Source organism: Rubrimonas cliftonensis (genome assembly GCF_900107585.1).
GTDB lineage: Bacteria > Pseudomonadota > Alphaproteobacteria > Rhodobacterales > Rhodobacteraceae > Rubrimonas > Rubrimonas cliftonensis.
Map to the genome: position 1 here is coordinate 17,909 of NZ_FNQM01000007.1, position 24,614 is coordinate 42,522.

The window sequence follows — 24,614 nt, forward strand, 5'->3', positions numbered from 1 at the left end:
TCGGAGGCGCCACGGCGCCCCGGCCACCATGGCGCCGTGCGGGGCGCGGGTGAAGTCGCTCAGCCGGACATGCGCAGCAGCGCGTCGATCTCCGCGCGCGCGGGCATCGCCGGGGCCGTGCCCGGCCGCGTGACGGAGATGCTGGCCGCGGCGCAGCCGAAGCGCAGCGCCTGCGCCGGGCTGGCGCCCTCGCCGAGCGCCACGGCGTAGGCGCCGTTGAAGGCGTCGCCGGCGCCGGTCGTCTCGACCACCGGGCCGACGGCGAAGGCCGGCGCGTGGGCGTCGCCCTCGGGCCCGCGGTAGAAGGCGCCGCGCGCGCCGAGGGTGATCACGGCGGCCCCGGCGCCGCGGGCGATCAGCGCGTCGGCGGCGCGGGCGGCGTCCTCCAGCGTCTCGACGCAGACGCCGGTCAGCGCCTCCGCCTCGGTCTCGTTGGGCGTGACGACGTCGCAGAGCGCCAGCAGCGCGTCGTCGAGCGGCGCGGCCGGGGCGGGGTTGAGGATCGTGCGGGCGCCGCCGGCCCGCGCGATCTCCAGCGCCCGGCGCGCGGCGGGGATCGGCTGTTCGAGCTGGGTCATGAAGACCGCGGCCCCGCCGATGAGCGCCGCGCGGGCCTCCACGTCGGCGGGGCCGAGATCGCCCGCCGCGCCGGGGCAGACGATGATGGCGTTGTCGCCGGTCGCGTCCTCCAGAAAGATGTAGGCGGCGCCGGTGTAGCCGTCGGGATGCTCGGTCGCCGCCGCCTCGACGCCGGCCTTCGCCCAGGTCGCCCGCGCCATCGCGCCGAACGGGTCGGCCCCGAGCCGCGTCACGATCGTCACCCGGCCGCCGGCCTGCGCGGCGGCGACCGCCTGGTTGGAGCCCTTGCCGCCCGGCCCGAGCGTGAAGCGTCGGCCGAGGATGGTCTCGCCCATGCGGGGCTGGCGCTCGGCGCGATAGGCGGTGTCGGCGACGAAGACGCCGAGGATGACGATGGCGGGAGCGTTTGACATGGGACGGTCCCTCAGGCGTCGGGGGCGATGACGCCCTTGCGGAACAGGAAGCAGCCGTAGAAGCGGCGCTCGCCGGTCTGGATCACGGCGTAGCTGCGGCGGGCGAGGTCGTAGAACGCGAAGCGCTCCACCCCGACCATGGGCCGGGGCCGGCCTTCGGCGGCGTCGATCTCGGCCTGAACCTCGCCCTGAACGGGCGGGATCTCTCGCGGCGCGTCGACCATCTCCATGCGCATGGCGAAATCATCCACGAACGTGTCGAGCGGGAGCACCGAGAGCACGGCGCGCGCCGCTTCGGGACCGCTCGCGCCGTCCATCCGCAGCAGCCGACCGGTCACGGTGGAGCGGGCGACGCTGTCGGAGGGGAAGTTGGCGTCGGCGATGGTGAGCACGTCGCCGTGGCCCATGGCCCGCAGCGCCGCGAGGATCTCCGCGTTCAGTCGCGGGTCGATGCCCTTCAGCATGTCGTCTCCCTCATAGCCGCGCCCCGCTTTCGGGGTCGAAGAGATGCGCCGTCCCCCGCCGCGGCGCGAGAGTGACGGGGGCGCCGAGGCGCAGGGCCGGGCGGTCTCGCAGCAGCGCGACGAGTTCGCCGCCGCCCGCGAGCCGGATGACCGCCATCGTGTCCGAGCCCGTCGGCTCGATCACCGCGACCTCGCCGGCGAGCCCCCCCGTCGCCGGTCCCCCGGTCATCGATCCCGCGTCGGCGAGCGCCAGATGCTCGGGCCGCACGCCGTAGACGACGGGCTGGCCATCGCGCGCGGTCGTCCCCGGCGGCGCGGGCAGGCGCGCGCCCTCGGTCTCGATCCAGAGGTCGCCGTCCTCGGCCCGCGCGACGCCCCGCGTCATGTTCATCGCCGGCGAGCCGATGAAGCCCGCGACGAAGGTGTTGGCGGGCCGGTCGTAGACCGCGAGCGGAGGCCCCTGCTGCTCGATGCGCCCGCCCTGCATCACCACGATGCGGTCGGCCATGGTCAGCGCCTCGATCTGGTCATGGGTGACGTAGACGGTCGTGGCGCCCAGCCGCTGCTGCAGCGCGCGGATCTCGGTGCGCATCTGCACCCGCAGCTTGGCGTCGAGGTTCGAGAGCGGCTCGTCGAACAGGAACACCTGCGGGTCGCGCACGATGGCGCGGCCCATGGCGACGCGCTGGCGCTGGCCGCCGGAGAGCTCGCGCGGGTAGCGGTCGAGCAGGGGCGTCAGGCCGAGCACCGCCGCCGCCTCCCCGACGCGCCGCCGCACCTCGTCGCGGCCCATGCCGCGCAGCTTCAGCGCGAAGCCCATGTTCGCCGCGACCGTCTTGTGCGGGTAGAGCGCGTAGTTCTGGAACACCATGGCGATGTCGCGCTCGGCGGGCGGCAGGGCGTTGACCACCCGCGCGCCGATGCGGATGTCGCCGCCGGTGACGCCCTCCAGCCCCGCGATCATGCGCAAGAGGGTGGACTTGCCGCAGCCGGACGGGCCGACCAGCACCGCGAACTCGCCGTCGGCGACGTCGAGATCGATCCCGTGCAGCACTTCCGCGGCGCCGTAGCTCTTGCGCAGCGCGCGGATCGCGACCTCGGCCATGCGGCGCCCCCTCTCTCTGCGGGCCTCTTGCGCGGGCCGTTCGGGCGCAATGCGTAGCCCAGCGCCATGGGGCTGTCCATGTGCGACATGCTAGCATGTTAGGTGCTTGACAGGAGCCGTCCCCCGCGGCGAGGCTGCCGCCCGGCGGCGCCCGCGAAGGGCGCGCCGTGGTGAAGGGCGCCGCGCCAGAGCGCCCCGTGGGGAAGCTCAGGGAGGAACGGCCATGAAGCCGGGACTGTACGAACTGCTGACGCGCCGGGGCCTTTCGCGCCGGTCCGTGATGAAGGGCGCCGCCAGCCTCGGGGCCATGGGCGCGATGGGCGGCGTCGCGACCGGCGTCTCGGTGCGGCCGGCCTGGGCGGACGCGGGCTTCCGCGCCGACCTGCTCAGGATCCCCGGCGTCGGCATGGGCTCGCCGGCGGACGCCGACTGGCGCAAGGTGGGCGAGATGTGCCTCGGCGCCACGCGCGAGACGGTGGCCCAGGGCGAATTCGCCGGTGTCGAGTTGACCTTCATGGGGCTCAACAACCAGAACCTGCACAACTTCCTGTTTCGCGGCTTCCTGCGCCCGTGGGAGGACTACACCGGCGCGACGATCAACTGGATCGACCTCGCGCAGGCCGACTACAACGCCCGCCTGCAGCAGAGCATCGCCACCGGCACGGTCGACTTCGACATCGTCGAGATGGGGGCGCCCTTCGAGGGCGACGTGCTCGGCCGCGGGATGGCCTCCGAGATGCCGGGCTGGGTGAAGTCGCTGATCGACATGGACGATTACGTGGACTACCTGAAGGCCCCGGTCGGGACATGGGACGGCAAGACCTACCGCATCTCGATCGACGGCGATTGCCACACCTTCGCCTACCGCAAGGACTACTATGAGGATTCCGCCTTCGCGGAGGCGTGGAAGGCCTCGGGCGGGGCCGGCGACTGGGCGCCGCCGACCACCTGGGCCCAGGTCAACGCGCATTCGAAGTTCCTCGCCGGCAAGGCCGACCCGCTGACCGGGCTCGGCGCGCACGGCTTCCTTGACCCGCTCAAGGGCTGGGGCGGCTTCGGCTTCTATTTCCTGGAGGACCGCGCCACCGCCTACGCCAAGCACCCCGACGACCCGTCCTGGCTGTTCGACCCCGACACGATGACGCCGCGGGTCAACAACCCGGCTTTCGTGCGCGCGATCCAGGAGGTCATGGACCTCATCGCCACGCCGAACGCCTACCCGGCGGACCAGATCAACGCCGACCCCGGCACGACGGCCTTCCAGCAGTTTCTCGCCGGCACCGGCGGGATGCTGACATGGTGGGGCGACGTCGGCTCCAGCGCCCGCACCTCCGACACCTCCGTGGTTGGCGACGTGGTGGGCTTCAGCGCGCTGCCGGGCGCAGACGAAGTGTACAACGCGCGGACCGGCGCGTGGGAGCAGGGCCGCAACGAGGCGCCCAACATGGCGTATATCGGATGGGGCGTTTACGTCATGGCGCGGGTGGACGCCGACCCCAAGCGCCAGAAGGCGGCGTGGTCGGCGGCGGCGCATCTGGGCGGGCGCGACATCTCGCTCTGGACCTCGGCCTATCCGTCGGGCTTCCAGCCCTACCGCAACTCGCATTTCGACTATGCCGAGTGGGAGCAGGCAGGCTACGACCGCGCCTATGTCGCCGACTATCTCGGCTCCAACCTCGACAGCTACAACCACCCCAACGCCGCCATCGAGCCCCGCATCCCCGGCATTTTCCAGTACTACTCGGTCGCAGAGGACGAGTTGGCGAAGGGCTACGCCGGCCAGTACGGCTCGGCGCAGGAGACCGCCGACGCCATCGCGGCGGCCTGGGAGAAGATCACCGACCAGATCGGGCGCGACCGCCAGATCGAAATCTACAAGGCCTCGCTGGGGCTCTGACGCGCGCGGGGCCGGCCGCGCGCCGGCCCCGACACCTCTCTCTTGCCGGAAGCCGGGACATGCAGGCGCAGGGCGACGTCCTCCACATCGTGACGCCCGACGCCGTCGCGCCGGGGCGTCGGCGTCTCGGGCGCGCGATGATGCGCGGCGGCGCGCTGCTGTTCGCCGCCATGGCGCTGGCGCAGGCGCTCGACGCCGGCGGCGTGGTCGAGATCGGTTTCGCGAACTGGCGTCCGACCCTCTACGCCTATCTCGCCTTCTGCGTGCTGCTCTGCTGGGGGCAGGCGCTGGCGCGCGGCGAGCAGGGGCGGCGCGCGCTCTTCGTGCTGCCCGCGGCGCTGTTCGTGCTGGCGATGGTGGTGTTCCCGCTGCTGTTCGGCCTCTCCATCGCGTTCTCCGACTGGAACCTCGCCTCGGCGCAGGGGCGCAGCTTCAACGGGGTGGAGAACCTGCGGCTGATGTGGGCGGACCCGTTCTACTGGAACGCCATGACCAACATGGTCTGGTACTGCCTCGCGATCCTTGTGGAATACGCCATCGCCTTCGGGCTGGCGCTGATGCTCAACAGCGAGATCCGCGCCCGGCGCTTCTTCCGCGTGGCGTTCCTGCTGCCGCTGATGCTCTCGCCGGTGGCGGTGAGCTGGATGGTCGGCAAGTCGATGATGGAGACGCGCTTCGGCCCGGTGGCGCGGCTGGCGCGCGAGCTGGGCTGGGACAATCCCGCCTTCTTCTCCGACCCCGCCATCGCGCGCGCGGCGATCATGATCATGGACGGCTGGACGTGGATCCCGCTGATGATGGTGATCCTGCTGGCCGGGCTCCAGTCGCTCGACAAGTCGGTGTTGGAGGCCGCGAAGGTCGACGGCGCCGGGCCGTGGACGACGTTCCGCGAGGTGATCTTCCCGCTGATGCTGCCGGTCACGATCACGGCGCTGCTGATCCGGCTGATCTTCAAGCTCAAGCTCGCCGACATCGTGATCACGGTGACGGCCGGCGGGCCGGGGGGCGCGACCGACAGCGTGACGAGCTTCATCTTCCGCGAGTACCGCGACCGCTCCAACGTCGGCTACGGCACCATGCTCGCGATGTTCTACCTCGTGGTGATCGTGGTCGCGATCACGGTGCTGATGAAGCTCGCCAACCGCGGCCTGCGGCGCGAGATGTGAGGAGCGCATGACCGCCGTCGAGATGAATGCCGGGCGGAACGCCCCGCCCCGCCTGCGCCGGCGGCTCTCGCGCGTCGCGATCTACGGCGCGCTGGCGCTCTGGGCCTTCATCTGCCTGTTCCCGATCTTCTGGACGCTGACGACCTCGTTCAAGGCGGCGCCCAACGTGATGCAGGGCGACATCCTGCCCTGGCTGGAGTTCACGCCGGACTGGCGCGGCTGGCGCTCGCTCGGCCTGTCGCCCGAGACGATCCTCGGCCCGTCGACGCCGCGCGAGGAGTTCCTCAAGCGCTTCGTCAATTCGCTGATCGTGTCGGTCTCGGCCTCGGCGCTGGCGGTGACGCTGGGCTCGCTGGCCGCCTATGGCCTGTCGCGCTTCAGCTACCGGTTCGGGCCGATGCGCAACCCCGACATCTCGTTCTTCTTCCTCAGCCAGCTCATCCTGCCGCCGGTGGTTCTGGCGCTGCCGTTCCTCGTGCTCTACCGCGAGATGGCGCTGCTCGACACGCAGATCGGGCTGATCCTGCTCTATGCGCTGACCGTGCTGCCCATCGTCATCTGGATCATGCGCGACCAGTTCTCCGCCGTGCCGGTGGAGCTGGAGGAGGCCGCGATGGTCGACGGGCTTTCGGTCTGGGGCGCCTTCGCGCAGATCGTGCTGCCCATCGTGCTGCCGGGGATGGTCTCGGCCTTCCTGCTGAGCCTCGTGCTGTGCTGGAACGAGTATTTCTTCGCCGCGCTGCTGACCTCGACCCACGCCAACACCCTGCCGGTGATGGTGGCGAGCCAGACCGGCAGCCAGGGCATCAACTGGTGGTCGATGGCCGCGCTCTCCACCGCCGCCATCGCGCCGCTGCTGGCGATGGCGATTGTGCTGGAGCGCTACATCGTTCAGGGCATGGCCGCCGGCGCAGTGAAATAGGCCGGGCGGCCGCAAGGGGACCGAACTTGGCGATCAACACGCGGACATGGGCGCGGGACGGGCGCTCGCTGACCTTCACCGAACTCGGCTTCGGGTCGGCGCCGCTCGGCAACCTCTACCGGGCGATCTCCGACGAGGAGGCGCAGGCGATCCTCGAAGCCGCCTGGGCGGGCGGGGCGCGCTACTTCGACACCGCGCCGCTCTACGGGCTCGGCCTGTCGGAGACGCGGATCAACCGGTTCCTGCGCGGCAAGCCGCGCGACGAATACGTGCTCTCCACCAAGGTCGGCCGGCTGCTGAAGGCGACGACAGAGCAGAAGCGCACCGGCCACGGCAAGTGGTTCGACGTGCCCGCGCGCGCCGAGGTCTACGACTACGGCTATGACGGGGTGATGCGCTCCTTCGAGTTCTCGCTGGAGCGGCTGGGCGTCGACCGGGTCGACATCCTGTTCGTTCACGACATCGACGTGTTCAACCATGGTTCGCAGGCGGCGCTGGACGAGAAGCTCGCCGAGTTCATGGGGGGCGGCTACCGCGCGCTGCTGAAGCTGCGCGACGAGGGCGTGATCACCGCCTTCGGCGCCGGCGTCAACGAGTGGCGGCCGTGTCAGTGGATGCTGGAGCGCGGCGACTTCGACCTGTTCCTGCTGGCCGGCCGCTACACGCTGCTGGAGCAGGAGGCGCTGCAGAGCTTCCTGCCGCTCTGCCGCAGGCGCGGCGTGGGCGTGGTCATCGGCGGGGCCTACAATTCGGGCATCCTCGCCACCGGGCCGAAGCCGGGCGCGTTCTACAACTACGACCCCGCGCCGGAACTGGTCCTGGAGCGCGTGGCGCGGATCGAGGCGATCTGCCGGCGCCATGGCGTGCGCCTCGTGGACGCCGCCTTCCGGTTCCCGCTGCATCACCCGGTGGTTGTATCGGTCATCCCCGGCGGACAGGGGATGGCGGAGATGGAGAGCAACCTCGCCGCCGCCGCCGCGAAGATTCCCGCCGCGCTCTGGTCGGAGCTCAAGGCCGAGGGTCTCATGCGCGCCGACGCGCCCGTGTGATGCGCGTCGACGCGCACCAGCACTACTGGAACCCCGTTCGCGGCGACTATGGCTGGATGCCGGCGGACGACCCTGTGTTGTCGCGCGACTACGGTCCCGCGGAGCTGCAGCCGCAGCTCGACGCCGGCCGCATCGACGCCACGGTGCTGGTGCAGGCGGCGCCTACCGTGGCGGAGACGGAGCACCTGCTCGGGATCGCCGACGCGACGCCGCATGTGAAGGCGGTCGTCGGCTGGGTGGACTTCGAGCAGCCCGCGGCGCTGGCCGATCTGCGCCGTCTCTCGGGCCATGCCGCCTTGCGCGGGGTGCGCCCCATGATCCAGGACATCCCCGACGACGCCTGGATGCTGCGCGAGGACCACGTCTGGGCCTTCCGCGCGCTCTGCGACCTCGGCCTGCGCTTCGACGCGCTGGGCTTTCCGCGCCACCTGCCGCATTTCCTGACGCTGCTGAGGCGCTGGCCGGACCTGCCGGCGGTGGTCGATCACTGCATGAAGCCGCAGATCGCGCTGGACCCCGGCGGCTTCGACGCGTGGGCGGAGGGGATGGCGCGCATCGCCGGCGAGACGGGGGCGTTCTGCAAGCTCTCCGGCCTCGTCACCGAGGCCGCGCCAGGGTGGACCATCGACGATCTGCGGCCCTACGCGGCGCATGTGCTCTCGGTCTTCGGGCCGGAGCGCGTCATGTGGGGCTCCGACTGGCCGGTGGTGCGGCTGCGCGCGGAGCATGGCGACTGGCTCGCCGCCGCCGAGGCGCTGACGGCGGGCCTTTCCGAGCCCGACCGTGCCCGCGTCTTCGGCGGAACGGCCGCGGCCTTCTACGGGCTGGGCTGAGCGGCGAGAAAGCGGGCGACGGCGGCGGCGTCCACGCCCGCCCTTTGGGCCACCGGCGTCGAAACAAAGAGCGCCGCCGCGGCCTGTCCGAAGCGCGCGGCGTCCGCCCACGCCGCGCCCCGCGCCCGCGCCGCCGCCAGCGCGCCCATGAACATGTCGCCCGCGCCGTGGCTGGAGACCGGCGCGACGCGGAAGCCGGGCTTTAGCGTCGGCTGGCCGTCCTCCGCCGCCAGCGCCAGCCCCGCCGCGCCGAGCGTCACGACGGCCGCCCCCGCGCCGAGCGCGCGCAGCGCCGCCGCCGCCGCCAGCGGATCGAGCGCGTCGGGGTCGGTCCCGAGCATCTGCGCGGCTTCGACCCGGTTCGCCGCGATCAGGGCGCAGTCGCGGACGAGCGCGGGCGGGAGCGGCCGCCAGGGCGCGGCGTTGAGCAGCACCTCCGCCCCGGCGCAGGCGGCGGCCCGCGCGAGCGCGAGACTGGCGGCCTCCGAGGTCTCGTTCTGGAGCAGCAGCAGCCTCAGCCCCTCCGGCAAAGCCGTGTCGCGCGCGTCGAACCGCGCGTTCTCGCCCGAGACGACCACGGCCGCGTAGTCCCCGCCCGGCGCGGCGATCGCGACGCTCATGCCGGAGGCGCCGGGCCCGCGGATCACCCGCCGCCGGTCCACCCCCGCCGCGTCGAGCGCCGCCAGCATCGCCGCGCCCGCGGCGTCCGCGCCCACGCGCCCCGCCATCGCCGTCGCCGCGCCCATCCGCGCCGCCGCGACCGCCTGATTGGCGCCCTTGCCGCCGAGGCGGTAGTCGACGCCGGCGCCGATCAGCGTCTCGTCGAGCGCCGGCAGTCGCGGCGCGTCCACCACGACGTCATGGTGCAGGGCGCCGGCGACGAGCACCTCGATCCGCGGCGAGCCCGCCACGCCTCACGCCCCGTAGAGGGCGCGGGCGAGAAGGCGCTGCGTGGCCGGCGCGTCCTGCCGCGCGGTCGCCGCCGCCAGCTCCGGGTCCGCCGCGAGCGTCCGCGCCACGGCGCGCAGCTTCTCCACGAGCGCGATGCTGGCCCCGGCCTCGGCGGCGGCGTCGGTCCCCGAGGCGTCGGGGAAGGTGTCGAAGTAGATCACGCCGTCATGGCCGATGCGCTCCAAAGCGACGAACAGCTCCACCGTCTGAGCGGGGTGGACGGCGCCCGCGATCAGCCCGTCGTCGCGCTTGCCGTAGCCGTCGTTGAGATGCACCCCGAGCAGCCGCGACGACCGCGCCGCCAGCGTCGCGGCGCGCGCGGGGCTCTCGCCGGCGTAGAGCGCATGGGCGAAGTCGAGCGTCACGCCGAGGTTGTCGCGGCGGACCTCCGACAGCATCAGCAGCGTCGTCGCCATGTCGGGCAGCACCGAGAAGGCGCGCGGCTCGTTGGGCTTGTACTCCACCGAGACCTCGATCTGGCGGTTGTGGTCGGCGATGGCGGCGAGCGCTTCGGCGGTCATGTCCCACATCCGGGCGTGGTCGGCCTGGAAGGCGTAGTCCCAGCCGTCCTGCCCCGCCCAGACCGTCATCAGCCGCCCGCCCGTCGCCGCCAGCGCGTCGAGCCCGCGCCGGGTGAGGTCGACGGCGGCCTGCCTGATCGCGGCGTCGGGATGGGTGAAGGCGCCGAGCTTCAGCCGCGGGTCGCCGTAGTAGCGCATCGCGAAGCCGTTGAGCGCGAGGCCCGCGTCCGAGAGCATGGCGCCCAGCGCCTGCGGCGCATGGCCCTCGACATGGTCGGGAAAATTCAGGTCGGCGGCGTCGAGACCGGGAACGGCGCCGGCGCGCCGGATCATCTCCGCCACGCCGTCGCGCGCGCCGAAGGCGTTGAGGCGCGCCGCATAGCGCGGACGGTTGGGGCGATCTGACATCGGAACCTCGCAGGCGGGCGGCGCTGGCGCGCCGTCAGGACGGGACGAAGTAATCGGGGCGCTCGCGTTCGAGCGGCTCAAGGTAGCGGATGAGCTGGCGCAGATGCGCGCGCATCGCGGCGCTCGCCGCGGCGGGGTCACGCGCGGCGACGGCGTCGACGATGACGCGATGCTCTTCCAGCGTCGCCTCGACGCGCCCCGGCGCCGGCAGGATGAGCCGCCGCGCCCGGTTCACGTTGTGCCAGGCGGTCTGCGCCACCAGCGCGACGCGCCGGTAGCCGGTGAAGCTCAGCAGCATCTCGTGCATTTCGTAGTCCAGCGCATAGAAGCCGGCGTGGTCGCCCTCGGTCACCAGCGCCGCCTGCATCGCGAGCGCTCGGCTGAGCTGGACGATCTGCGCCGCGTCGGCGCGCGCCGCGACCCGCTCGACCGCGGCGACCTCGATGGCCTCGCGCAGGAAGGCGCCCTCGCGCAGGTCGTTCATCGAGAAGCGCGCGACGAAGGTGCCGGCCTGCGGCGCGACGTCGACCAGCCCCTCCGCCGCAAGCCGCAGCATGGCGTCCGACACCGGCGAGCGGGAGACGCCGAAATGCGCGCAGAGCTCGGGCTTGCGCAGCGCCTCGCCCGGCCGCAGCTCCAGCGTCAGGATCGCGTGGCGCAGGGCGGCGTAGACCTTCTGCCCCAGCGAGCCCGCGAACCGGTCCAGCGGCTGCAGCGCCTGCGCCCCGCGGTTGACCTCGGCCTCGCCTGAAACTGACATGCTAGCACGCTAGCAAAGGGTCGCGCGCTGTCAAGCGGCGCCTCTGACGGCTCCCGGCGGCGGACGTACACTCCGAAGGGTTCCGGCCCACAGTCCCCGCCCACAGTCCCCGCCCACAGTCCCCGCCCACAGTCCCCGCCCACAGTCCCCGCCCACTGGCCCGACCGTGAGTAACGGCCCCGCGGGGGCGCTGCGGTCCGGTCCCGCAGCGCCGCGACCAGGCGCGCGCCGCGGGACCGTCGGCTCAGGCGCCGCCGACCGGCGCCGCGCGATCCGAGCCTGCGGCCTGCGGCGGGCGCCGCAGGCCCGGCGAGAACGCCGCCGCGAGCGCCATGGCCTCGCGGGTCTGCGCGCCGCAGATGTCGCCGAGTCGCCCCATCTCCTCGGAATAGTCCCGCGTCGCGTCGCGCAGGAAGTCGCCATAGGCGTGGAGCGCGTCCTGCGGCGTGCGGCATTCGGCGAGCTTCTGCGCCGCGAACCGGTCCTGCTCGATGCGCCGGCCCGCGAAGCGCAGCATCTCGCCGCCGAACTCGGCCATCTGGCGAAGCATGCGGGCATGGGCCTCGGTTGCGGCCTCCATGGCCCTGCGGCTCGGCTCCAGCATCGCCGCGGGGTCGAAGGGGGCCTGCTGCGCCGCGTGGCGGGTCCCGGCGGTTGGGCCGGCGTCATGTCTCGTCATCGCACTTCTCCTCTCCCTGCAGACTTCACTCGCCGCGGCGCGTCGCGCCCGCCTTGATCGGGCGCGGCGCCCGCAGGGTCGGCGGACGGCGCGCCTGCGGCTTCCCGTCGCCCCCGTTCCTCTCAGCGGCCCATCAGCACCGGCGCCGGGGCGTCGGCGAGGATCTCAGCCGTCACGCCGCCGAGGATCGCCTCGCGCAGGCGCGAGTGGCCGTAGGCGCCCATCACGAGCAGGTCGCTCGACGTGTCGCGGATGCGCTGGCGCAGCAAGTCGCTCGTGGAGCGGCCGGCCGGCGCGATCGTCGAGACGCCGACGGAAAGCCCGTGGCGCGACAGCATCAGCGCAAGACCTTCGCTCGACGTCGCCTGATCGCCGTCGGGGTCCACGACGACGATCTCGATCGCGGACGCCGCGCGCAGGAACGGCATGGCGCCGCGCACCGCTTTCAGCGCCTCGCGGCTGTCGTCCCATGCGATCAGCGCCGACCGGCCCTGCGTCAGCCCTGCCGATGGCGGCAGCACGAGCGTCGGCGCGCCAGCCTCGAAGAGCGCGCCGTGCAGGGCGGCGCCCTGCGCCGTCTCGGCGTCGTCGGGGCCCGGCTGGTCGAGCACCACCAGGTCCGCGAAGCGGGCGAGCCGGCCGACCAGCCGCGCGACGCCGGTCTCCATCGCCGCAAGCGGCTCAACGTCGAAGGGCACGCCTTCGCGGGCGAGCTCGGCCTCGACCCTGCCGGCGCGCGCCTCGGCGTCGCGGAGGTTCTGCGTGAACACCTCCGCCATCATCGCGCCGCCGTCGTCGGCCATGGCGAGGATCGCCGGCATTGGCAGCTCGCCGAACGCCAGAACGCTGAGATGCGCGTCGAACCGGCGGGCGAGCTCTGCGGCGCATTGCAACCGCCGCAGGGAGCGCGGCTCGCCGTCGGCGACGGTCATGATGGTCCTGTACATGACGCCTCTCCTCCGTTTGGGCCGAGCGGCCCTTGCGCGCCGGCCCGTCGCGCCGCCTCAGCCCGCGACGCGGGGATGCTCGCGCACGAAAAGCGCGTAGGTGTGGACCAGCTGCCGGGCGTGGCGCGCGTCGCCCGCCGCGATGGCGGCCCTGATGTCGTCGCGGATCATGCCCATCACGACCGCCTCGCCCTTGTCGCGGTGCAGCAGATAGGCCCCCAGCGCCGCGGCGGAGACCTCGGGCATGTGCTCATGTTCGGCGATCGCCGCGACTTCCTCGGGCGTGAGATCGCACAGCGCGATGCAGTCTTCGAGCGAGATCATCGATCCGACCTCCGTTGCTGAACCGGGGTCGCGCCAGAATGCGCCCGCTGCGCGGCCCGCGCCTTGATCGATCTCAATCGTCGGTCACGGGACAGGCGGGAGGGCTTCGCCGCGCGACGCGCAGGGGGCGGGCCCCGTCAGGCGGGCCCGTTGCGCCGCGCGCGCCGCAGGGAAATCCCGGACCGCCCGGGCGGTCACTGCCTGCTCGACGGCGGCGACGAGCCGTCATTGACAAAGACGACCGCCGCGCTCATCGCCGGACCCCGGCCCGCCAGTGGGCGTAGAGCTGCGCCAGCGCGGCGGAGGCGAGGCGCGACATGGGGCCGTCGGCCCTGCTCGTCAGCATGATCGGCACGCGGGCGCCGAGCACGACGCCCGCCGACTCCGCGCCTGCGAGATAGGTGAGCTGCTTGGCGATCATGTTCCCTGCCTCGAGATCCGGCGCCACGAGGATGTCGGCGTCGCCCGCCACCGCCGAGACGACGCCTTTGGCGGCGGCCGCGGCCCTCGACACCGCGTTGTCGAAGGCCAGCGGCCCATCGAGCAGCCCCCCCGTGATCTGCCCGCGCTCGGCCATCTTGCACAGCGCCGCGGCGTCAACCGTGGAGGGGATCTTCACGTCGACCGATTCGACCGCCGAGAGGATCGCCGCCTTCGGCGTCTCCACCCCGAGCGCGCGCGCGAGGTCCAGCGCGTTCTGCACGATGTCGCGCTTGGCCTCGATGTCGGGCGCGATGTTGATGGCCGCGTCGGTGATGAGCAGGGGCTTGGGGTAGGTCGGCACGTCGAGCACGAAGACATGGCTCATGCGACGCTCGGTGCGCAGCCCGCCGTCGCGCGTCACCACCGCCGACATCACCTCGTCGGTGTGCAGCGCGCCCTTCATCAGCGCCGCCGCCCTGCCGTCGCGCACGAGCGCCACGGCGGCCTCCGCCGCCGCGTGGCTGTGGGGCGCGTCGACGATCTCCGCGCCGTCCAGCGAGACCCCGGCGGCCTCGGCCGCCGCCCTGATCTTCGCCGCCGGCCCGACCAGTATCGGCAGGATCACGCCCAGCCGCTTCGCCTCCATCGCGCCCGAGATCGACGCCGCGTCGCAAGGGTGGATCACCGCCGTGCTCACCGGCGGCAGGTCGCGCGTCGCGGCGAGAAGGCGGCGGCGCCAGGCCCCATGCTCGTGCAGGTGCACCTCCGGCAGGATCGCGCGCGGCCGCCTGACCTTCTCCGCCGGCGCGATCACCTCGGCGACGCCGGAGATCACCGTCTCGCCCCTGTCGTTGACGCAGGCGCAGGCCAGCGTCAGCCGGCGACCGGCGGGCTCGCGCCGGATCACCTCGACCCGCGCGGTCACGACGTCGCCGGGCGCGACCGGCCTCTCGAAGCGCAGCGACTGGGAGACGTAGACCGCGCCCGGCCCCGGCAGCCTCGTGCCGAGCACCGCCGAGATCAGCGACGCGCCCCACATGCCATGGGCGACCACATGGTGAAAGCGGCTCGTCGCGGCGAACTCCGCGTCGACATGGGTGGGGTTCACGTCGCCGGAGGCGACCGCGAAGAGCGCGATGTCGCTCAGATTGAGGGGGCGCGTGAGCGTCGCGGCGTCGCCGAGGGCGATCTCGTCGAAGGTCCGGTTCTCGATGAACGCCATCGCGGCGTCAGGCGTCGCCATGGGAGCCTCCGTCCAGAGGCGCGCGGGCCGATGGCGGGTTCCGCCACTCAGGCCGCCCTGACTCAGGCCGCCCTGACATAGCCGCCCGGCGCGTCGGGAAGGGTCGCGGGGTCGGCGCCGCCCGCCATCGGCGGCGGCGCGACGCCAGCGCCCGACCGCTCGGCGAGCCACGCCGCCCAGGACGGCCACCACGACCCGTCCTGCGGCGCGGTCTGCGCCAGCCATTCCTCCGGAGACTGGTAGATCGCCGAGGCGGCTCTGGCGCGGATGCGGAAGTGGCGGCGCGGATGGCCCGGCTCGGAGATCACGCCGGCGTTGTGGCCGCCGCTCGTCAGCACGAAGGTCACGTCCGTTTCGGTCTGGAGGTGGACCTTGTAGGCCGAGCGCCAGGGCGCGACGTGGTCGGTCTCGGTCCCGACGGCGAAGATCGGCGCGCGGATGTCGGTCAGCGCGACCGGCCGCCCCTCCACCATGAACCGGCCGGCCGAAAGGGCGTTCTCCAGGAAAAGCCGGCGCAGATACTCGGAATGCATCCGGTAGGGCATCCGCGTCGCGTCTGCGTTCCAGGCCATCATGTCGTTGACCGCCTCGCGCTCGCCCATGAGGTAGACGCGCTGCATCCGCGACCAGATCAGGTCGTTGGAGCGCAGCAGCTGGAAGGCCCCGGCCATCTGGCGCGAGTCGAGAAAGCCCTGCTCCCACATCATGTCCTCAAGGAAGCTCACCTCGCTCTCGCTGATGAACAGCATGAGCTCGCCGGCCTCCGAGAAATCGCTCTGCGCGGCGAAATAGGTGATCGACGCGAGCCGGTCGTCGCCGTCGCGCGCCATCGCGGCGGCGGCGATGGAGAGCAGCGTGCCGCCGAGGCAGTAGCCGGCGGCGTGCACGGGGGCGTCGCCGCAGATCGCCCCGATCGCGTCGAGCGCGGCCATCACGCCGAGCCGGCGGTAGTCGTCCATGCCGAGGTCGCGGTCCTCGGGGCCGGGGTTGCGCCACGAGATCATGAAGACGGTGAAGCCCTGCGCGACCAGCCAGCGCACCAGCGAGTTCTCCGGCCGCAGGTCGAGGATGTAGTACTTCATGATCCAGGCCGGCGTGATCAGCACCGGCTCGGGCCGCACCGTCGGCGTCGTGGGCGCATACTGGATCAGCTCGATCAGGCGGTTGCGGTGGACCACCTTGCCGGGCGTGATCGCCAGCGTCTCCCCGACGACGAAGCGGCTGTCGAGCGCCGGCGGCTTGCCGCCGGCTGCGCGCTCGAAATCCTCCCACAGGTTGCGCGCGCCGCGCACGAGGTTCATCCCGAACTCCTCGCGCGTGCGCCGCAGCACCTCGGGGTTGGTCAGCGGGAAGTTCGACGGCGAGGCCATGTCGAGCATCTGGCGCGTGGTGAACTCCATGGCGTTCTCATGGGCCCTCGTCACGCCGCGCACGCCGGTCGTGGCGTTGTGCCACCACTGCTGTGTCAGCAGGAAGCCCTGGTGCGCGAGGTTGAAGGGGAACTGCGCCCAGGCGGGGTCGTTGAAGCGGCGGTCCTGAGCCAGCGGCTCGATGCAGGCCGCCGCCGCCCCGCCGGAGAGCGCGCAGCTCGCCGCGTAGCGCAGGAAGCGCGACTGCTTGCGGAGCGCCTTCTGCATCAGCTCCGCCTGCTTGCCCGGCGATGCCGCGAGATGCGCCGCCCAGTCCGCCCACATCGCCGACAGGGCGGCGGGCGAGAGGCCCCCGGTCGCCCGCGCGACCATCGCGCGGGCGGCGTGGTCCGCGACCTCGGCGAAGGCGCGCACGGCGTAGTCGTCGCGCTCGCCTGCTGGCGGCGGCGTCTGCGTCAGCGGCGGCGGCGGCGGGGCGAGACGCGCGGCGCGTTCGGGAGACGCCCGGCGCGGCGCGGCGGCGTTCTGGCGATGCTTCTGGGCCGAGACTGTCACGGGGCGCTCCTGATGTCCGGTTGCGGGCCGGAGCGTCGCCTGAAACGCCGCGATCCGAATTGACGCAGCGCAAGATCGGCGTCGGAAATCGTGGCGCGGGCTTGCCGGTCGGCCTCGAAGATCAGCCGGACCGGGCGGCCTCAGGGCGCCGCCGGGCGCAGGCCGTCGACGAAGACGTTGAGCAGCCGCAGCGCCGAAGCCCGCCAGTGCGCCTCGCCGCCCATGTGGCAGAAGCCGTAGAGCGCCCGCAGAACGTCCTCCGGCCCGACATCGTCGCGTGCGCGCCCCATGTCGACGGCGCGGCGCAGCAGCGCGCCGAGGGCGTCGATCAGGCGCGGGCGCGTGTCGGCGTAGAGCGCGTCCGCGGCGCCGGCGGCGGGCGCGAGCACGGCGAGCATCCCCTTCTTCGTCGCAACCATTCCGACGCTGGCGCGTAGCCATAGCCGCAGCGCGTCGAGCGGATCCTCGTGGTCGCGCAGGCGTTCGGCCAAAGCGACGAGCTCATCCGCCTCGCGCTGGTAGACGGCGAGAAACAGCGCCTCGCGGGTGGGGAAGTGGCGATAGAGCGTGCCGATGCCGAAACCCGCCCGCCGCGCGACCGCCTCGAGGCTGGCGTCCGGCCCGCCGTCGGCGAAGAGCGCGCGGGCGGCGGCGAGCAGCCGCTCGCGGTTGCGCAGCGAGTCCGCCCGCGGCCTGCGCGCCCTCGCACCCTCCGGCTGGCCCTCCTCCTCCTCCGACATGGTCCTCCTGCGTGGTTGATAAGCGGAGGCATCCTCCGTATGTTTCGCAGCAGCGGGGCGCGACTCCGGGCCCCCGCCCCCAACTCTGCGCCCCCGCTCCGCATCCGTCGCACGGCCGCCGCCCCAAATCGATCCCTGCTCCAGCGCACTCCAGGAAAGGAGACGCTTCCATGACGCCCAGACTGACGATGACCGTCAACGGGAAGGCGCGCGAGATCGCCCTCGACGACCCCCGCGTGACCCTGCTCGACCTGCTCCGCGACCGGCTCGGCCTCACCGGCGCCAAGAAGGGCTGCGACCGCGGCCAGTGCGGCGCCTGCACCGTTCTGGTCGACGGGCGGCGCGTGAACGCGTGCCTCACGCTCGCCGTCGGGCTGGACGGCGCCGACGTGCTGACGGTCGAGGGGCTGGCGCAGGGCGGCGCGCTGCATCCGGTTCAGGAGGCGTTCATCGCCCATGACGGCTTCCAGTGCGGCTTCTGCACCCCCGGCCAGATCATGAGCGCCGTGGCGCTCATCGCCGAGGGCGAGGCGGGGGACGACCCGGAGCGCATCCGCGAGGGCATGAGCGGCAACCTCTGCCGCTGCGGCGCCCACCGGGGCATTGTCGACGCCGTGCTCGACGCGCAGCGGCGCATGGCGGGCGATGCGCAAGGGCGCATGGGCAAGGACGGGGAGCGGGCGGCGTGAGGAAATTCGAGTATCTGCGCCCGACTTCCGTCGAGGAGGCCGTGGCGGCGGCGTCGCGGCCCGGCGCCGCGTATCTGGCGGGCGGCACCAACCTGCTCGACCTGATGAAGACCGGCGCTGCGGGGCCCGAACTGCTGGTGGACGTCACGCGCCTGCCGGGGCTCGACGCGATCGAGCCCTTGACCGATGGCGGGCTGCGCGTCGGCGCCATGGTCCGCAACGCCGATGTCGCGCGCGACGCGGCGATGCGGCGCAACTTCCCGATGGTGGTCGAGGCGCTGCTGTCGGGCGCCTCCGGCCAGCTGCGCAACATGGCGACGGTCGGCGGCAACCTGCTGCAGCGCACGCGCTGCGCGTGGTTCCAGACGCCGGAGGCCGCCTGCGGCCGGCGCGACCCCGGCGCCGGCTGCGACGCGCGCGACCAGGCCGGCCGCAGCCACGCCGTGCTCGGCTGGAGCGAGCGCTGCGTCGCCGCCAACCCGTCCGACTTCTGCGTGCCGCTCGCGGCGCTCGATGCGCAGGTCGAGATCGCGGGCCCCGGCGGCCGCCGCGACGTCGCCCTGCGCGAGCTTCACCGGCTGCCGGGGGACACGCCTCATGTAGAGACCGCGCTGGCGCCGGGGGAGCTGATCGTCGCCCTGCGTCTGCCGGGGGCGGGCGCGGGCTTCGGGCGGTTCTCGCGGTATCTGAAGGTGCGGGAGCGGACCTCCTACGCTTTCGCGCTCGTCTCCGCCGCCGCCGCGCTGCGGGTGGAGGGCGGCGCGATACTGGAGGCGCGGCTCGCGCTCGGCGGGGTCGCCGCCCGGCCATGGCGCGCGGTGGAGGCGGAGGCGGCGCTGATTGGCGCCGCGCCGGACGCCGGCGCCTTCCGCGCCGCAGCGGAGGCCGCCCTCGAAGCCGCGCGCCCCTCCGGCGACAACGCCTTCAAGATCGAACTGGCGCGGCGCACGGCCGCCCGCGCCCTCGCCCTTGCCGCCGCGGGCGCGCCCGAGCGCATGCCGGCCCTTCCCGCCTCGCCCTTCGCCGACATCGGAGCGCCCGCCCATGCCTGAGGATTTCGCCCCCGGCCCAGCGCCGACGCGCTTCGGGTCGAACAGCGGCCAGCCCATGACGCGGCGCGACGGGGTCGCCAAGGTCACCGGCGCCGCCGCCTTCGCCGCCGACGCCCGCCCCGAAGGCCTCCTGCACGCCGTCGTCGCCACCAGCACGGTCGCGCGCGGCCGCGTCGGCGTTCTCGACGTCGCGGCGGCGCTGGCGCATCCCGGCGTTCTGGACGTGATGACGCCGACGAACCGGCCCGCGCTCGCCGCGGACCCCGACGACAAGCCGCACCGCTTCAGCTTCCGGTTCGAGGCGCTGCAGGACGACCGCGTGCGCTACGCCGGCCAGCCGATCGCGCTCGTGACCGCCGAGACGCCGGAGGCCGCCGCCGAGGGCGCGCGGCTGCTGGCGCCGCGCTACGAGGCCGAGGCCCCGCGCCTCGGCTTCGAGGGCGGCGTGGCCTATGCGCCGGAGACGGTCGGCATCGGCTCCCCGCCGCAGTTCTCGCGCGGCGACGTCGAGGCCGGTCTGGCGACGGCGGCGCGCAGGATCGAGGCGCATTACGAGACGCCGGCCCAGTATCACAACGCTATGGAGCCGCACGCCGTCGTCGCGCAGTGGGACGGCGACCGCCTCATCCTCGACCTGCCCCATCAGGCGCCCGTGCTCGGCCGGGCGATGTTCGCCGCGTTCTTCGGCGCGCCGCCCGAGAACGTCCTGATCCGGACGCCGTTCATCGGCGGGGGCTTCGGCTCCAAGGCGCTCGTGACCGGGGCCCATGTCCTCGCGGTCCTCGCGGCGCGAAAGCTGGGGCGGCCCGTGAAGCTCGCGCTGCGCCGCGACCAGATGTTCGGCCCCGTGGGCCATCGCGGCGCGACGCGGCAGACGCTGCGGCTGGGGATCGACGCGCAGGGGCGGCTCACCGCGCTGGAGCACCGTTCGGACGGCATGACGTCGAGCTTCGACGAGTTCGTGGAGCCCGCCGCCAACGCCTCGAAGAACCTCTACGCCGCGCCCGCCATCGCCGTCTCCCATGGCGGCGTGCGGGCCGACATCGGCACGCCGATGGCGATGCGCGCGCCGGGCGAGGCGTCGGGCTCGGCGGCGCTGGAATGCGCCGTCGACGAGGCCGCGCTGGCCGCCGGTCTCGACCCGCTGGCGTTCCGACTGCTCAACTACGCCGAGACCGACCCCGCCAGCGGCCTGCCGTTCTCCTCCAAGGCGCTGCGCGCCTGCTACGCGGACGGCGCCGGGCGCTTCGGCTGGGCCGGGCGACCGCTGGAGCCGCGGCGGATGCGCGACGCGCAGGGCCGCCTGCTCGGCTGGGGCATAGGCACCGCGCAGTTCCCCGCGACCATGTTCGCCGCGCAGGCGCGCGCGACGATCCGGGCCGACGGCGGGGCCGCGCTCGAGATCGCCGGCGTCGACATGGGGCAGGGCGCCTGGACGGCGCTGGCGCAGATCGCGGCCGACGGCGTCGGCCTCGACGCCGGGCGGATCGAGCTGCGCTCGGGTTCCTCCGACCTGCCTGACGGCGGGATCGCCGGCGGCTCGGGCCACACCGCCACGGCGGGCTCGGCGCTGCACGCCGCCGGCGGCGACGCGCTCGCGAAGCTTTTCGAGATCGCCGCCGCCGACCCGGCCTCGCCGCTCTTCGGCGCTGACAACGCGGGCTTCGTCGCCAGAGACGGCAGGCTGCGCCGGCGCGACGACGACAGCCGGTCGGAGAGCTACGGCGAGATCCTCGCCCGCGCCGGCCTGTCCGAAGTGGTCGGAAGCGGAGCGGCCTCGCGGCCGCCCTCCGTCGCCGAGGCCTGCGCCATGTTCGCCCATGGCGCGGTGTTCGCGGAGGTCGCGGTGGACCCCGACCTCTGCCAGATCCGCGTCACGCGCATGGTCGGCGCCTTCGCGGCGGGGCGGATCGTCAACCCGCTGCTGGCGCGCAGCCAGCTCGAGGGCGGCATGATCTGGGGCCTGTCCTTCGCGCTCCACGAGGAGGCGGAGCACGACCGGGTCAGCGGCCGGGTGATCAACGCCGACCTCGCCGGCTACCATGTGCCCTCGCACGCGGACATTCCGGCGCTGGACGTCCTGCTGGTCGACGAGGCCGATGCGCAGGTCAACCCGCTGGGCGTGAAGGGCGTGGGAGAGCTGGGGATCACCGGCGCCGCAGGGGCGATCGCCAACGCGATCTGGCACGCCACGGGCGTGAGGGCGCGCCGTTTCCCCATCCGCATCGAGGCGCTGATGGGCTGACCGCCGGGGCCGCGCCGCGCGCCGCCCGGCCGCCCGCTCCGCTTGCTCAGCTTCCCACGCGCAGGGGCGAGACGAGGCTCCTGAGAGCCGCGATGACGCTGAGGGCGGTGATGCGGCCGGTGCGGGGATTGCCGGGGCTGGGGACGTTCTCGATGGTCATGGAGAAGCGGGCGCTGTCCGCTTCGACCGAGATGCTGTGGGTGTTGCGGTCCACGGTCGGGTCGGCCCAGACCTCCAGCAGGGTGCGGTCGGGCCCGACGCCGGCGAGGCTGAGCGCGGCCGCGACGTTGAGGTTGGCGGGAAAGCCCAGCGCGCCCTCGCGCACGGAGCCCTGATAGACGCGCAGCGGCGCGGCGAGATTGTCGATGTCGATGGCGTTCCTGACCAGCCACGGCGCGCCGGCGAGCCCGGCCGGCGGCTTGCGCGTGACCATCGTGACCGAGCGCACCTCGCCCTCGGCGACGGCGCGCACGGCGTCGAAGCCCAGCAGCGCGCCGGTGGGCGCGACGATGCGGCCGCCATGGGCCTCGGCCAGCGCCACGAGATCCCAGTGGGCGAGCAGCTGGCCGACGCTGAGCGGCATGAAGATGCGCCCCGCCTTCAGCGTCGGCTCGGCGACAGTGCGAAAGAGCGCCGGCGGCAGGCACTCGACAACCACGTCGCAGACCGCATGCAGGGCGTCGGGCGCGAGGAACGGCCCCTCGAAGCCCGGCAGCGCGGCGCGGGCCCTGGCCTCGTCGCGCACGCTGACCGCCCCCAGCCGAAGCCCCTCGGCGCCGGCCAGCAGGCGCGCGGCCACCGCGCCGCCGGCGGCCCCGAGACCCGCGACGCCCACCGTCATCATCCGCACGGCCATCGCCCGCTCCCGCATCCCGAACCTCGCCCGCAGCATCGGCGCCCGCGGCCCGAGCGCAAGCGTCCTGCCCGGGCGCCTGGCCCGGACGCCCTGATCAGGCGCGCACGCGGGTCTTCTCAGGGTCGTAGAACGGGAACGGCGCCGTCTCGGCGGGCGCGCGCTCCATGAAGCCGTCGAGCCTGCCCACCTCGAAGGGGCCGGCGGCGGCGACGTCGACCCGCGCCAGCGCGATGACGCCGCCGAGGCTGGGGGACCGCGTGGCGGAGGTGATCTCGCCGACCTGCGCGCGGCCCGTGAAGACGCCGTCGCCCCGGCCGGGAATGCGCCCGCCGCCGAGCCGCAGGCCGATCAGCCGCCGCTGGGGATGGGCCTTGCGCGCCTCCAGCGCGGCGCGGCCGATGAAGTCGTCGGGGGTCTTGAGCGAGACCGCGAAGCCTATGCCGGCCTCGAACGGGTCGGTCCTGCTGCAGAACTCCGCGCCCGCCGCCACGAGGCCCGCCTCGATGCGCAGCATGTCGAGCGCCTCGAGCCCCATCGCCGCCAGACCGTGCGGCGCGCCGGCCTCGCGCAGCGCGTCCCACACCGCTTCCGCGTCGCGCGGGTGGCAAAACAACTCATAGCCGAGCTCGCCCGTGTAGCCGGTGCGCGAGACCACGACAGCCGGGCCCTCCCAGCCGGCGATGCGGCCGACGGTGAAGCGGAACCAGCCCAGCGAATCGGCCGCCGGGCGGTCCGGCGGCGTCCAGAGCACGGCCTTGAGGATGTCGCGCGACAGCGGCCCCTGCAGCGCCACGTTGCAGAGCTGATCGGTGGAGGTCTTCACCCAGGCGTCGAGGCCGTGGGCGCCGGCGGTCTCGCGCAGGTGGAGCGCGCTGTCGTCGGCGCCGCAGATCCAGCGGAAATTGTCCGGCCCCAGCCGCGCGAGCGTGCCGTCGTCGATCATCCCGCCATGCTCGAAGCACAGCGCCGAATAGCTCACCTGCCCGACCGAGAGCCGCCGCACGTCCCGCGTCAGGCAGAGCTGGAGCAGGTTCTCCGCGTCCGGCCCGATCACCTCCACCTTGCGCAGCGCCGAGAGGTCGATGAGCGCGGCGCGCTCGCGGCAGGCCCAGTATTCGCCGACGGCGCCCTCGCCGGGGAACACGCTCGGCAGCCAGAAACCGTTGTAGGCGGCGAAACTCTCCGTCAGCGCCGACGTGCGGGGGTGGAACCCGGTCTCCTTGGTCATCTCTGGCTCCGCGTCGGGCGTCTTGCGCCAGGCCGTCGCGCGGCTGAACCGCTCCTGCGGGCCATGCACGCGGACCTGGATCTCGGTGGGGTCGAAGCCGTTGGTGGCGTCGATGTCCGAGGGGCAGGCGGTGGAGAAGCAGACCAGATCGGTCATGGCGCGCAGCAGCACATAGTCGCCGGGCCGCGACCACGGCTCGTCGAGCCCGATCTGCAGCGCCTCGTCGAGGGCGGTGTTGTAGAAGAAGTTGACCGCCGGCCAGCCCTCGCGTTCGGGGATGCTCCAGGGCGCCGCCTGAAGGTTGAGGTTGTCGGAGCAGTTCACATGGCCCGGATAGCCCATCGCGGCGTAGTAGCGCGCGGTGCAGGCCAGCCCGAACATGTCGTGGCGGCCGCAGGTGTCGCGCACCACCTCGACCAGCGGCTCGAGATCCTGGCTGAAGAACTTCGCGCCGAGGCCCGGCGCCGGGTAGAGGCCGCCGGTCATGGAGCGGGTGGCGGTCGGGTCGATCTCACGCGGGCGGCCCCGGTCGAGCGCGCGGCGGCTGAAGGCCTGGAAGTCGGAACACTCGCGGCCCTGCACGTCGAGGATCTGAATCCAGCCGCCCTTCGGCACCTCGTAGGCGATGGCGCGGCCGGGGTCGATACGGATGTCCAGCATCGCGTCGGCGAGCGGCTCCGTGGGCCTGCGCCGGAAGGACGGGCCGGCGGCGGCGCGGGTCACGACGACGCGCAGCTCGGTCGGCGGCGTCTGCGCGTCGGGCGCCATGGCGCCGCCCGGCGCGACGATCAGCGCGACGCCCGCCTCCGTCGCGGTGAAGGACGCGGTGGCGCCCGGCGGGCTTTCGGCGCCGAAGACGGCCGCGGCGTCGGCCCGCGTCAGGTCGATCCCCCGCCGCAGGCAGGCGGCGCGCAGCCGGTCGCCGCCTGCGGGCGCCGCGTCGAGCCGCGCGCGCGGCCCCGGCGCGCCGAAAAGGCCGGGAGCGCTGGCGCCCGCGGCGTCGAAGCTCGCCAGAAGCGCGGGCTGGGCGCCCTCGGGGTCGGCGATCTCCAGCCGGTCGCCGGCGCCGAGGTCGAGCAGCAGCGCGCCGCCGCCCGGCACGCGCCGCCGCTCCACGCCCGGCGCTGAGAGGCCGCGGCGCACAACGCCGGAGCCTCGCGGTCGGCCGCGCGGCGGCGACGCGAGCGCCGTCACG

General features: G+C 73.5%; 22 protein-coding genes. 8 read left to right on the plus strand and 14 right to left on the minus strand.

Annotated features, from left to right (window positions below):
- Positions 1-59: 59 nt before the first annotated feature.
- From BLW43_RS12495 to BLW43_RS12505, 3 genes are read right to left on the minus strand one after another with little or no spacing between them, the layout of a single operon-like run.
- Entirely contained in the window at positions 60-992 is a 933-nt protein-coding gene (locus BLW43_RS12495) for a ribokinase (RefSeq protein ID WP_093253946.1), read from the minus strand.
- An 11-nt stretch (positions 993-1,003) separates the two neighbouring features.
- Positions 1,004-1,456, minus strand: a complete 453-nt coding sequence (locus BLW43_RS12500) for an RbsD/FucU family protein (protein WP_093253947.1) — start codon at positions 1,454-1,456, stop codon at positions 1,004-1,006.
- Between the two features lie 10 nt (positions 1,457-1,466).
- The gene (locus BLW43_RS12505) at positions 1,467-2,561 is read right to left on the minus strand and encodes an ABC transporter ATP-binding protein (RefSeq protein ID WP_093253949.1); all 1,095 of its coding nucleotides are present in this window, start codon (positions 2,559-2,561) and stop codon (positions 1,467-1,469) included.
- A gap of 223 nt (positions 2,562-2,784) precedes the next feature.
- Here BLW43_RS12505 and BLW43_RS12510 point away from each other — a divergent pair, with 223 nt between their 5' ends.
- Genes BLW43_RS12510 through BLW43_RS12530 form a run of 5 tightly spaced genes read left to right on the plus strand, consistent with a single transcriptional unit; the run spans position 2,785 to position 8,428 of the window.
- On the plus strand, positions 2,785-4,458 hold the full coding sequence (locus BLW43_RS12510; protein ID WP_093253950.1) for a substrate-binding domain-containing protein: 1,674 nt from the start codon (positions 2,785-2,787) through the stop codon (positions 4,456-4,458).
- A gap of 59 nt (positions 4,459-4,517) precedes the next feature.
- The gene (locus BLW43_RS12515; RefSeq protein WP_093253952.1) at positions 4,518-5,624 is read left to right on the plus strand and encodes a carbohydrate ABC transporter permease; all 1,107 of its coding nucleotides are present in this window, start codon (positions 4,518-4,520) and stop codon (positions 5,622-5,624) included.
- Between the two features lie 7 nt (positions 5,625-5,631).
- Complete coding sequence (locus BLW43_RS12520; RefSeq protein WP_093253953.1) at positions 5,632-6,546, plus strand: carbohydrate ABC transporter permease; 915 nt, start codon at positions 5,632-5,634, stop codon at positions 6,544-6,546.
- 26 nt (positions 6,547-6,572) lie between these two features.
- A complete protein-coding gene (locus BLW43_RS12525; protein ID WP_093253954.1) occupies positions 6,573-7,595 on the plus strand; it encodes an aldo/keto reductase in 1,023 nt (340 codons plus the stop codon).
- Positions 7,595-8,428 carry an amidohydrolase family protein gene (locus BLW43_RS12530; protein WP_093253956.1) on the plus strand — a complete coding sequence of 278 codons (834 nt, stop codon included), beginning with the start codon at positions 7,595-7,597 and terminating at the stop codon, positions 8,426-8,428. The genes BLW43_RS12525 and BLW43_RS12530 overlap by 1 nt, the downstream gene beginning before the upstream one ends.
- Here BLW43_RS12530 and BLW43_RS12535 read toward each other — a convergent pair.
- The 9 genes from BLW43_RS12535 to BLW43_RS12575 all read right to left on the minus strand — a co-directional run bounded on the left by BLW43_RS12535 (position 8,413) and on the right by BLW43_RS12575 (position 17,349).
- A complete protein-coding gene (locus BLW43_RS12535; protein WP_245731038.1) occupies positions 8,413-9,339 on the minus strand; it encodes a PfkB family carbohydrate kinase in 927 nt (308 codons plus the stop codon). The two genes, BLW43_RS12530 and BLW43_RS12535, sit on opposite strands and share 16 nt — an antisense overlap.
- 3 nt (positions 9,340-9,342) lie before the next feature.
- Positions 9,343-10,308: a sugar phosphate isomerase/epimerase family protein gene (locus BLW43_RS12540; protein ID WP_093253958.1), complete on the minus strand. Its 966-nt coding sequence runs from the start codon at positions 10,306-10,308 to the stop codon at positions 9,343-9,345.
- 34 nt (positions 10,309-10,342) lie between these two features.
- Positions 10,343-11,068, minus strand: coding sequence for a GntR family transcriptional regulator (locus BLW43_RS12545; RefSeq protein ID WP_093253959.1), 726 nt, complete (start codon positions 11,066-11,068; stop codon positions 10,343-10,345).
- Positions 11,069-11,312: 244 nt separating this feature from the next.
- Positions 11,313-11,747 (minus strand): phasin family protein, encoded by a 435-nt coding sequence (locus BLW43_RS12550; RefSeq protein WP_093253960.1) that lies wholly within the window; start codon positions 11,745-11,747, stop codon positions 11,313-11,315.
- A 122-nt stretch (positions 11,748-11,869) separates the two neighbouring features.
- The gene (locus BLW43_RS12555) at positions 11,870-12,694 is read right to left on the minus strand and encodes a universal stress protein (RefSeq protein WP_093253962.1); all 825 of its coding nucleotides are present in this window, start codon (positions 12,692-12,694) and stop codon (positions 11,870-11,872) included.
- A gap of 57 nt (positions 12,695-12,751) precedes the next feature.
- Positions 12,752-13,018, minus strand: a complete 267-nt coding sequence (locus BLW43_RS12560) for a hypothetical protein (RefSeq protein WP_093253963.1) — start codon at positions 13,016-13,018, stop codon at positions 12,752-12,754.
- A 250-nt stretch (positions 13,019-13,268) separates the two neighbouring features.
- Positions 13,269-14,684 (minus strand): bifunctional enoyl-CoA hydratase/phosphate acetyltransferase, encoded by a 1,416-nt coding sequence (locus tag BLW43_RS12565; protein WP_093253964.1) that lies wholly within the window; start codon positions 14,682-14,684, stop codon positions 13,269-13,271.
- Between the two features lie 62 nt (positions 14,685-14,746).
- Entirely contained in the window at positions 14,747-16,513 is a 1,767-nt protein-coding gene (locus BLW43_RS12570; protein ID WP_425441182.1) for a PHA/PHB synthase family protein, read from the minus strand.
- 236 nt (positions 16,514-16,749) lie between these two features.
- On the minus strand, positions 16,750-17,349 hold the full coding sequence (locus tag BLW43_RS12575) for a TetR/AcrR family transcriptional regulator (RefSeq protein ID WP_093253967.1): 600 nt from the start codon (positions 17,347-17,349) through the stop codon (positions 16,750-16,752).
- Between the two features lie 170 nt (positions 17,350-17,519).
- Here BLW43_RS12575 and BLW43_RS12580 point away from each other — a divergent pair, with 170 nt between their 5' ends.
- Genes BLW43_RS12580 through BLW43_RS12590 form a run of 3 tightly spaced genes read left to right on the plus strand, consistent with a single transcriptional unit; the run spans position 17,520 to position 21,335 of the window.
- A complete protein-coding gene (locus BLW43_RS12580) occupies positions 17,520-18,038 on the plus strand; it encodes a (2Fe-2S)-binding protein (RefSeq protein WP_093253968.1) in 519 nt (172 codons plus the stop codon).
- Positions 18,035-19,090 carry an FAD binding domain-containing protein gene (locus BLW43_RS12585; RefSeq protein WP_093253969.1) on the plus strand — a complete coding sequence of 352 codons (1,056 nt, stop codon included), beginning with the start codon at positions 18,035-18,037 and terminating at the stop codon, positions 19,088-19,090. Before BLW43_RS12580 ends, BLW43_RS12585 begins: the two co-directional genes overlap by 4 nt.
- A complete protein-coding gene (locus BLW43_RS12590) occupies positions 19,083-21,335 on the plus strand; it encodes a xanthine dehydrogenase family protein molybdopterin-binding subunit (RefSeq protein WP_093253970.1) in 2,253 nt (750 codons plus the stop codon). The genes BLW43_RS12585 and BLW43_RS12590 overlap by 8 nt, the downstream gene beginning before the upstream one ends.
- 46 nt (positions 21,336-21,381) lie before the next feature.
- On the opposite strand, the gene BLW43_RS12595 is transcribed toward BLW43_RS12590, so the two are convergent.
- Positions 21,382-22,191: an aspartate dehydrogenase gene (locus tag BLW43_RS12595; protein WP_245731039.1), complete on the minus strand. Its 810-nt coding sequence runs from the start codon at positions 22,189-22,191 to the stop codon at positions 21,382-21,384.
- Positions 22,192-22,285: 94 nt separating this feature from the next.
- Entirely contained in the window at positions 22,286-24,613 is a 2,328-nt protein-coding gene (locus tag BLW43_RS12600; RefSeq protein WP_093253973.1) for a trimethylamine N-oxide demethylase, read from the minus strand.
- Between the last annotated feature and the right edge of the window lies 1 nt (position 24,614).

What these genes read in the sequence shown, in the direction of transcription:
- BLW43_RS12540 (WP_093253958.1), bottom strand. Translation starts at nt 10,308, where the DNA reads ATGTCAGATCGCCCCAACCGTCCGCGCTATGCGGCGCGCCTCAACGCC.
- BLW43_RS12500 (WP_093253947.1), bottom strand. Translation starts at nt 1,456, where the DNA reads ATGCTGAAGGGCATCGACCCGCGACTGAACGCGGAGATCCTCGCGGCG.
- BLW43_RS12495 (WP_093253946.1), bottom strand. Translation starts at nt 992, where the DNA reads ATGTCAAACGCTCCCGCCATCGTCATCCTCGGCGTCTTCGTCGCCGAC.
- BLW43_RS12555 (WP_093253962.1), bottom strand. Translation starts at nt 12,694, where the DNA reads ATGTACAGGACCATCATGACCGTCGCCGACGGCGAGCCGCGCTCCCTG.
- BLW43_RS12560 (WP_093253963.1), bottom strand. Translation starts at nt 13,018, where the DNA reads ATGATCTCGCTCGAAGACTGCATCGCGCTGTGCGATCTCACGCCCGAG.
- BLW43_RS12595 (WP_245731039.1), bottom strand. Translation starts at nt 22,191, where the DNA reads ATGGCCGTGCGGATGATGACGGTGGGCGTCGCGGGTCTCGGGGCCGCC.
- BLW43_RS12510 (WP_093253950.1), top strand. Translation starts at nt 2,785, where the DNA reads ATGAAGCCGGGACTGTACGAACTGCTGACGCGCCGGGGCCTTTCGCGC.
- BLW43_RS12580 (WP_093253968.1), top strand. Translation starts at nt 17,520, where the DNA reads ATGACGCCCAGACTGACGATGACCGTCAACGGGAAGGCGCGCGAGATC.
- BLW43_RS12520 (WP_093253953.1), top strand. Translation starts at nt 5,632, where the DNA reads ATGACCGCCGTCGAGATGAATGCCGGGCGGAACGCCCCGCCCCGCCTG.
- BLW43_RS12565 (WP_093253964.1), bottom strand. Translation starts at nt 14,684, where the DNA reads ATGGCGACGCCTGACGCCGCGATGGCGTTCATCGAGAACCGGACCTTC.
- BLW43_RS12590 (WP_093253970.1), top strand. Translation starts at nt 19,083, where the DNA reads ATGCCTGAGGATTTCGCCCCCGGCCCAGCGCCGACGCGCTTCGGGTCG.
- BLW43_RS12550 (WP_093253960.1), bottom strand. Translation starts at nt 11,747, where the DNA reads ATGACGAGACATGACGCCGGCCCAACCGCCGGGACCCGCCACGCGGCG.
- BLW43_RS12545 (WP_093253959.1), bottom strand. Translation starts at nt 11,068, where the DNA reads ATGTCAGTTTCAGGCGAGGCCGAGGTCAACCGCGGGGCGCAGGCGCTG.
- BLW43_RS12505 (WP_093253949.1), bottom strand. Translation starts at nt 2,561, where the DNA reads ATGGCCGAGGTCGCGATCCGCGCGCTGCGCAAGAGCTACGGCGCCGCG.
- BLW43_RS12575 (WP_093253967.1), bottom strand. Translation starts at nt 17,349, where the DNA reads ATGTCGGAGGAGGAGGAGGGCCAGCCGGAGGGTGCGAGGGCGCGCAGG.
- BLW43_RS12515 (WP_093253952.1), top strand. Translation starts at nt 4,518, where the DNA reads ATGCAGGCGCAGGGCGACGTCCTCCACATCGTGACGCCCGACGCCGTC.
- BLW43_RS12530 (WP_093253956.1), top strand. Translation starts at nt 7,595, where the DNA reads ATGCGCGTCGACGCGCACCAGCACTACTGGAACCCCGTTCGCGGCGAC.